This is a genomic window from Chitinophaga sp., assembly GCF_036569125.1.
Taxonomy (GTDB): Bacteria; Bacteroidota; Bacteroidia; order Chitinophagales; family Chitinophagaceae; genus Chitinophaga.
The window spans coordinates 1-7,440 of sequence record NZ_DATCRF010000712.1 but is presented as its reverse complement, the minus strand read 5'-3'; the positions used below and the strand labels follow the sequence as shown (position 1 = coordinate 7,440).

Annotated in this window: 6 protein-coding genes; 4 read left to right on the top strand and 2 right to left on the bottom strand. The window is 47.8% G+C overall.

Annotated features, from left to right (window positions below):
* Window positions 1-121 precede the first annotated feature (121 nt).
* From VIM87_RS26460 to VIM87_RS26450, 3 genes are all read left to right on the top strand, one after another.
* Window positions 122-844, top strand: a complete 723-nt coding sequence (locus VIM87_RS26460; RefSeq protein ID WP_331999895.1) for a response regulator transcription factor — start codon at window positions 122-124, stop codon at window positions 842-844.
* A gap of 321 nt (window positions 845-1,165) precedes the next feature.
* Window positions 1,166-1,678, top strand: coding sequence for a YdcF family protein (locus VIM87_RS26455; protein WP_331999894.1), 513 nt, complete (start codon window positions 1,166-1,168; stop codon window positions 1,676-1,678).
* Window positions 1,679-1,744: 66 nt separating this feature from the next.
* Entirely contained in the window at window positions 1,745-4,117 is a 2,373-nt protein-coding gene (locus VIM87_RS26450) for a TonB-dependent receptor (RefSeq protein ID WP_331999893.1), read from the top strand.
* 65 nt (window positions 4,118-4,182) lie between these two features.
* On the opposite strand, the gene VIM87_RS26445 is transcribed toward VIM87_RS26450, so the two are convergent.
* Window positions 4,183-4,386 carry a cold-shock protein gene (locus VIM87_RS26445; RefSeq protein ID WP_157308595.1) on the bottom strand — a complete coding sequence of 68 codons (204 nt, stop codon included), beginning with the start codon at window positions 4,384-4,386 and terminating at the stop codon, window positions 4,183-4,185.
* A 270-nt stretch (window positions 4,387-4,656) separates the two neighbouring features.
* Here VIM87_RS26445 and VIM87_RS26440 point away from each other — a divergent pair, with 270 nt between their 5' ends.
* Window positions 4,657-5,742 carry an acyl-CoA desaturase gene (locus VIM87_RS26440; RefSeq protein ID WP_331999892.1) on the top strand — a complete coding sequence of 362 codons (1,086 nt, stop codon included), beginning with the start codon at window positions 4,657-4,659 and terminating at the stop codon, window positions 5,740-5,742.
* 203 nt (window positions 5,743-5,945) lie between these two features.
* Here the strand turns inward: VIM87_RS26440 and VIM87_RS26435 are convergent.
* Window positions 5,946-7,440 (bottom strand): mechanosensitive ion channel family protein (locus VIM87_RS26435; RefSeq protein WP_331999891.1); only part of this gene is annotated, 1,495 nt, incomplete at its 5' end.

Sequence of the window (7,440 nt, the reverse complement as noted above, 5' to 3'; positions counted from 1 at the left end):
GTATAGGGCTGGCCAACCTGGTGCGGCGCCTGAAATTGCTGTACCCTGACCGGCATGAGATCACCGCTGTGCAGAACGGACATTGGTTTAACGCTTCCCTGAAAATTCAACTTCAAACTACATGATTAAATGTCTTGCAGTGGATGATGAGCTGCTGTCGCTGGACCTGCTGGAAGATAACATCCGGCGGGTGCCTTTCCTGCAGCTGGCGGGCCGTTGCAGCAATGCATATGAAGCAATGAGCATTATGCTCAAAGAACCGGTGGACCTTATTTTCCTGGATATACAAATGCCGGGGCTTACCGGTACACAGTTTGTGCAAAGCCTCTCCCACCGGCCCATGGTGATCTTTATTACGGCGTATAAAAAATATGCGCTGGAAGGTTTTGAGCTGGATGTGCTGGACTACCTGATAAAACCGGTGCCTTTTGACCGCTTTCTGAAAGCGGTGAATAAAGCTGCTGAGTATCATGCGCTGAAAAATGCGCCCGCTGCTGCTCCGCAGCAAGAGGCTAACGCCGATTACTTTTTTGTGAACGTGGAATATAACCTGGTAAAAGTGGTGGTGAGTGAGATCAGCCATATTGAAGGCTGGAAAGATTATATTAAGATCTATTGCTGCAATGAAGAAAAGCCGCTGATAACCCGGCTGCCTATTAAGGTACTGATGGACCGCTTGCCGGCCGGGCGTTTTGTGCGGGTGCACAAGTCGTACATAGTGGCGGTAGATAAGATCTTTGCTATCCGCAAGAACCGGATCTATATCGGGCGGCATATTATACCGGTCAGCGATTCACACCGGGAGGAGCTGTTTAATATTATCGGCCCGCAGAACCTGAAGTAATTAATAATGAATAATTAAGAATTAATAGTCGTGTTGCTGATGGATCCATGAACGGGATGTTTTTCAGCTGGTCTACAGAGGTGGGCTGAACGTCGCAGGATTGTGGGTGTGCAACGATTTTAGTTTTACAGTGAGCGGAAATGCCGCAATTTTAATTAATAATTAAGGATGAATAATTAATAATTATGGACGAAGCGCTTCAAGTACCGGTCCATGCTGCAAGTGAGCTTGTACCTTGTAAAACCTCCTGATCATTGAACTACCTGCAATACAATTATTAATTCTTAATTATTCATTATTAATTATATAGCTGATGCATATATGAAAACTGAACTACTAATAGTACTAGGAGGCCCTAACTCAGCGGAAGGCTTGCTGAGCGCAGTGGCCCTGAGCCGGCTGGATGCCTGTTATGCATTGTTCCATCCGCAGCAGCATACTATCCTGCTTACCGGTGGTTATGGCCCGCATTTTAATACTTCCGGTAAACCGCATGCCTGGTATGGGCAGCAATACCTTATTGGTAAAGGAGTACCGGCTTCGCAAATACTTACCGGTGTAGAAAGCCGGAATACTGTGGAAGATGCGCTGCTGTCAAAACCCCTTGTGAGCGCGCTGCAACCTGCCCGTGTAACGGTGATCACCTCTGAATATCATTTGCAGCGGGCAGGCATTATTTTTACTGAGGTGTATAATAAGCTGGCGCCGCTGCACTTTATTGCGGCGCCCAGCTATGAGCTGTCCTTACAGGAGATGCAGGCTTTATTACAACATGAGGAAGAAGCGTTAGCGCTTATCTACAAAAGCGGTCAGCGCATCGCAACATTCAGCTGATAGATATACTTTATTTTTAAACGCTGCCCCCGGTTTGCAATTTTGGTGCATATCAATTAACCTATTATGCACAAATCCCTTCTGTTTCTGCTGCTCAGCGGCATTACACTGCAAGCTGCCGCACAAAGCAATCTGCAAACTATTAAAGGTACTGTAAAGGACAAAACATCTGAAAGGCCGCTGGTACATGCTACGGTGGCTATTCCCGGCACGCAGATCGGTACGTTCACCGATGCTAATGGCCGCTATGTGCTGCACAACGTGCCCATAGGGCGGCAGCAGGTAGCCTTTCAATACATGGGCTACAAACCCTCTATGATACCGGAGGTGCTGGTAACGGCCGGTAAGGAGGTGGTGCTGGATGTAAATATGGAAGAAAGCATCAACGCACTAAAAGATGTAACGATTACTGCGCAAAAGGTGAACAAAGGTGCGGCCAACAATGAATTTGCCAGCGTAAGCTCCCGCTCTTTCAGCATGGAAGAGGTAATGCGTTATTCCGGCGGCCGTAACGATCCTGCGCGGCTGGTGACCAACTTTGCCGGCGTAGCCACTACCGATGATTCCCGCAATGATATTGTGGTGCGGGGGAATGCGCCTACCGCCGTGTTATGGCGCATGGAAGGTATTCCCATTCCCAACCCTAACCACTTTGCAGTGGCAGGCAACGCCAGTGGGCCGGTGAGCGCATTAAACACCAATGCGCTTAAGAACTCCGATTTTTATACCGGCGCTTTCTCAGCAGAATATGGCAACGTAACCGGCGCTGTATTTGATATTGCCCTGCGGGAGGGTAATAAGGACCGCTTTGAAAAAACGCTGCAGCTGAATTTTTTAAGCGGCCTGGAAGCCATGCTGGAAGGGCCTTTGAATAAAAAAGGAAATGGGGCTTCTTTCCTGGTAGGTTACCGCTATTCCTTTACCAGCATTGCCCAGTCGCTGGGATTTAACTCACTCACCACTGCTACGCCTAATTACCAGGACCTGGTATTTAACATCAAGCTGGCGCCGGGCAAGCTGGGTACCCTAAGCCTGTTTGGGCTGGGTGGTATGAGCAGCATTGATTTTATCGGGAAAGAAATAGATTCCACCGACTTTTTTTCCAACACCGACCAGGATCAGTATCCCCGTTCCCGCTTTGGGGTGCTGGGGCTGAAACATACCATAGACCTGGGTACGCGCACGTATATACGTACGGTGCTCTCCTACGCTTATTCCAGGTATTCGGTGAAATCATATAAGTGGTATGATTCACTTGATACCAGGACCTTTGTATTTGACCAGGCTACCACTAACAGCTCCTGGCGGCTTTCCTCCTATGTGAACTCGAAAGTAAATGTGCGTTTATCCGTAAGGGGTGGTGTGCTGGCAGAGGTGCTGGGCGCAGATATGTATACCCGTGACCGTTATAACAAACCGGGTTGGACCGACCTGCGTAACTACGACGGTTCTTCCCTGCTGCTGCAGCCGTTTGTACAGGCCCGTTACCGCTTTACAGACAAGCTGGCCCTCACCGGCGGCCTGCATGGCATTTATTATGGATTAAATGATACCTATAATATAGAGCCGCGGGCATCCCTGAGCTACGATGTGGCGCCGCGGCAAACCATTAGCTTCAGCTACGGCATGCATAGCCAGCTGCAGCCTTTGCCGGTTTATTTATACCAGGAGCGGCTGCCCGGTGAAAGCGGTTACAATCAATCCAACCGGGAGCTGGACTTTACAAAGGCGCAGCATTATGTGCTGGGGTACGACTGGCGTTTTGCACCCAGCTGGCGTTTGAAGGCAGAGGCTTATTACCAGCACCTGTATAACGTACCGGTAGAACGTATGCCCAGCGGGTTTTCTATGCTGAACATAGGCGTTGATTTTGCATTTCCTGAAAAAACCAACCTGGTAAATGAGGGTACCGGCAGTAACCGGGGGCTGGAGCTGACGCTGGAAAAATTCTTTGGCAAAGGCACTTACCTGCTGACCACGGCATCCATCTTTGATGCGCGTTATAAAGGCAGTGATGGTATTGAGCGTAATACGGCATTCAATAACCGCGCGGTGTTTAATGTGCTGGCCGGAAGGGAATGGAAAACAGGCCGTAATGGCCGCAATGCTTTTACGCTGGATGTGAAGGCCGCGTTTTCCGGCGGGCGTTATTATACGCCGGTTGACCTGGCTGCATCCCTGGCTGCGGATGAGGAAAAGCTGGATGAAACCCGTTACAACAGCGAACGCCTGAGCAACTATTTTCGCCTGGATACACGCCTGGGTTTACGGCTGAACAGCGCCAAACGAAAATTATCGCACACCTTTTACCTGGATCTGCAGAATCTTACGAATAACGAGAATGTGCTGACGCAGCGGTATAATACGGCTAAAAATGCGGTGGGTACAGCTTACCAGATCGGTTTTTTCCCGGATTTCCTGTACCGGCTGCAGTTTTAAGGCAAAAAAAAAGGTCCCGGTGTTCACCAGGACCTTTTTTACAGGTATAAAAAAAGAGATTAGTCTTAGTCTATGCGTCTAACATTAACAGCATTCATACCTTTTCTGCCTTCCTGCAGCTCAAATTCAACGCGGTCATCGGCTTGGATCTCGTGTACGAGACCGTTTACGTGTACAAAAGTTTCTTTGTTGGATTCATCATGTTTAATGAAACCGAAGCCTTTTGTCTCGTTAAAGAACTTTACAGTTCCTTGGAATTTTGTGTTCATTTGTAAAATTTAAAAAACTTAGAAAGGTGCAAGGTAGTCTTAAGCATCGAATAAACCAAATATATTCTTTTGTATTACAACCTCTTCAGGTTAAATAACACGCTCATAACATAGTTGTGTTTTTTTTAACATAGAAAAGACTATCTTAGACGCAGATATTGGCATTTAACTTTAGCTGATTTGCGTTTACACAAAACATTTCCTTCTCAGTGAATCTTCAACTGCCGCTTATTTTTGATTGTCCGAACTAAACATTATCCATTAAACAACATGGCAAAAGTTACTTTTAATAATAAGAACGCTTTCTTTTTCCAATCATTGAAAGCGGCCATTGAAGTGTATTTCAAAGAGAACAACATAAAAAAAACGGGCAACAGGCGTCTGTATATTAAAACGGCTGTACTGATCCCGGGCGCTCTTGCAATGTACCTGGTGCTGCTGTTTGTAAGCATGCCGGCTTTTGCAGGGATCTTAATAAGCGCTGTATTAGGTTTTGTGCTGGCCTGTATTGGTTTTAACGTGATGCATGATGCCTGCCACGGCAGCTATTCCCGCAAGCCCTGGGTAAATGAAGTGCTGGGCCTTACCTTAAATGCATTGGGCAGTAATGCCTTTATCTGGAAACAGAAACATAACATCATACATCATACCTATACGAATGTGGATGGTGTGGATGACGATATAGCCAAAAGCCCGGTGATCCGCCAGTGCAGCACCCAGCGTTGGGTACCCATGCACCGCGTGCAGCATATTTACCTGCCGCTTGTTTACAGCCTTTCCTCTATCCTGTGGGTGTTCCTCACTGATTTTATAAAATACCTGGGCCGTAAAGTATATAAAACACCGCTGCAGCCCATGACGCTGAATGACCACATTATTTTCTGGGCCAGCAAAGTATTGTACCTGGTATTTTATATCCTGATCCCCATTTTATTGGTGGGCGCGCAGGCCTGGCTGGTAGGCTTTTTAGTGATGCATGCTGTAATGGGCTTTACCCTGTCAATTGTATTCCAGCTGGCGCATGTGGTGGAGGAAACTGAATTTGAGACTGTAGCGGAGGAAGATAAAGTGATTGAGAACGAATGGGCTATTCACCAGATAAAGACTACGGCTAATTTTGCGCCGGGCAGCAAAGTAGTTTCCTGGTTTGCGGGCGGACTGAACTACCAGATAGAACACCATTTATTTCCCCGCATCAGCCATGTGCACTACCCTGCTCTTAGTAAAATAGTGAAGGCTAAATGCGAAGAATACGGCCTGCCTTATAACAGCATTCCTACTATGATGGAGGCGGTAAGATCGCATTTCCGTTTAATGAAAGCATTGGGCGAAAGGCCGGTGCTTGTACAAGCATAAAGCGCAAAGCATAAAGCATAAAGGATAAAGCTGAAAGCATTGGAACGGATAAGTTCCCCTGCTTTCAGCTTTTGCTTTTAGCAGAAAGCACAAAGCAAAAAGGATAAAGCAATTGGAGCGAATAATTCACTTGCTTTATCCTTTTTGCTTGCATTACGTACTACGCATTAGGCTTTCTGCTTTATGCTTTCAGCTTTCTGCTCTTAGCTCACCTCCACTCCTGCCGCTTTCAACGCATGGTATACCTGCAGCAGCAGCTCACTTTTTACTTTATGCTCATTGGCAATATTGCTGATCCAGCATAACACGCGCAACCCGCATTCCTTATCATTTACGTGTGTGAACAGGATATCAACGGGCATTTTGTGCATTACCTGGGCATGTGCCTGAATGGTTTGCTGAATGGCTTCCTGCGCAGCAGGCAGCTTTTCCGTAGGGCTGATGGTAACCGGCAGCTCAATGCGGATGTGATCATTGGTGAGCGTCCAGTTGGTGAGCTGGCCCGACAGCAGCTGCCCGTTGGGTACCACCACCTCTGCCCCATCGGTGGTAAGCAGGCGGCTGGCCCGGATGCCAATATCTTTTACCCGTCCTTTTTTGTCGGATATTTCCACGTAATCACCCAGCTGCAGCGGCCGTTCAAAAATGAGGATGATACCGGAAATGAGGTTGTTCACAATATCCTGCAAGCCCAGGCCAATACCTACACCCAGTGCGCCCAGCACAATGGTGATCTTATCAATGGGCAGCCCGGTGGCGGCAATGGCCAGTAAAAAGCCGCATACGATTACGCATAAACGGATCATTACCAGGCGGGATCCTTTGCGGGTAATTTCCCCGCTGAAACCATCTTCCGTTTCTCCAAAGAAATAACCAATGTATTTCTGCAATACGTTGGCTGCATACAGGATAAACACCAGCATAACCATGCTGCCGAAGGTAAAACGGGTGCTGCCTATTTTATGAGATTCATTCAGCAGGTGCAAAATACCCTGCAGCAGAAAATCATATAAATTAAGGTTGGTGGTAAAAATGATAAGCCAGCAAATAACCACCCCAACAGACAGCAGCTTGCTGAGCTTACCCTGGATACGCTCGTAGTTCAGCAGGCTTTTGGTATCGGCTGTTACGCGGCTGCTCAGCATCTGCACATGAAACGCTTCGGTGATCATTTGTATGAACACGGCAAGGCCAATGATGTGTATAAGGCTGTAGATGGAGGCGGTTCCAAACACTTTGGCCATGCTGATGCGGCCAAACAGGTTACAGCATGCTGCCAGCAGGTTCAGGCCTATGTAAATAAAAGAAACAATGCGGATGAACTTTTTCATAGGCAGCTCCTCCCGGATGCGGGGCAGGAACAGCCAACCGAATAATACAGAGGCTATATTCAGCACCAGCAGGGCTATGCGGGTAGACAGCCTGGGCGTAATAATGGCATTGGTAAAGGAATACAGCAGATAAAAGATCACAATGGCCACCCAGCAATAGAACAGGCGTTTAGGCCAGCGGCGCAGGAAAAGGGCGGTGAGCGCAATCAGCAGGAAGAACTGCATCATCTCCACATAGGCAGAAGGCGGCCGCAGATCAAAGAACGGCGCCATGCTTAGCGCTACTACCAGTGCGGCCAGCACGGGGATGGGCTTAATGTATTTAAATGCCGCTTCTGTTATTACCTGCTGCTGCCCGGCACGGCGT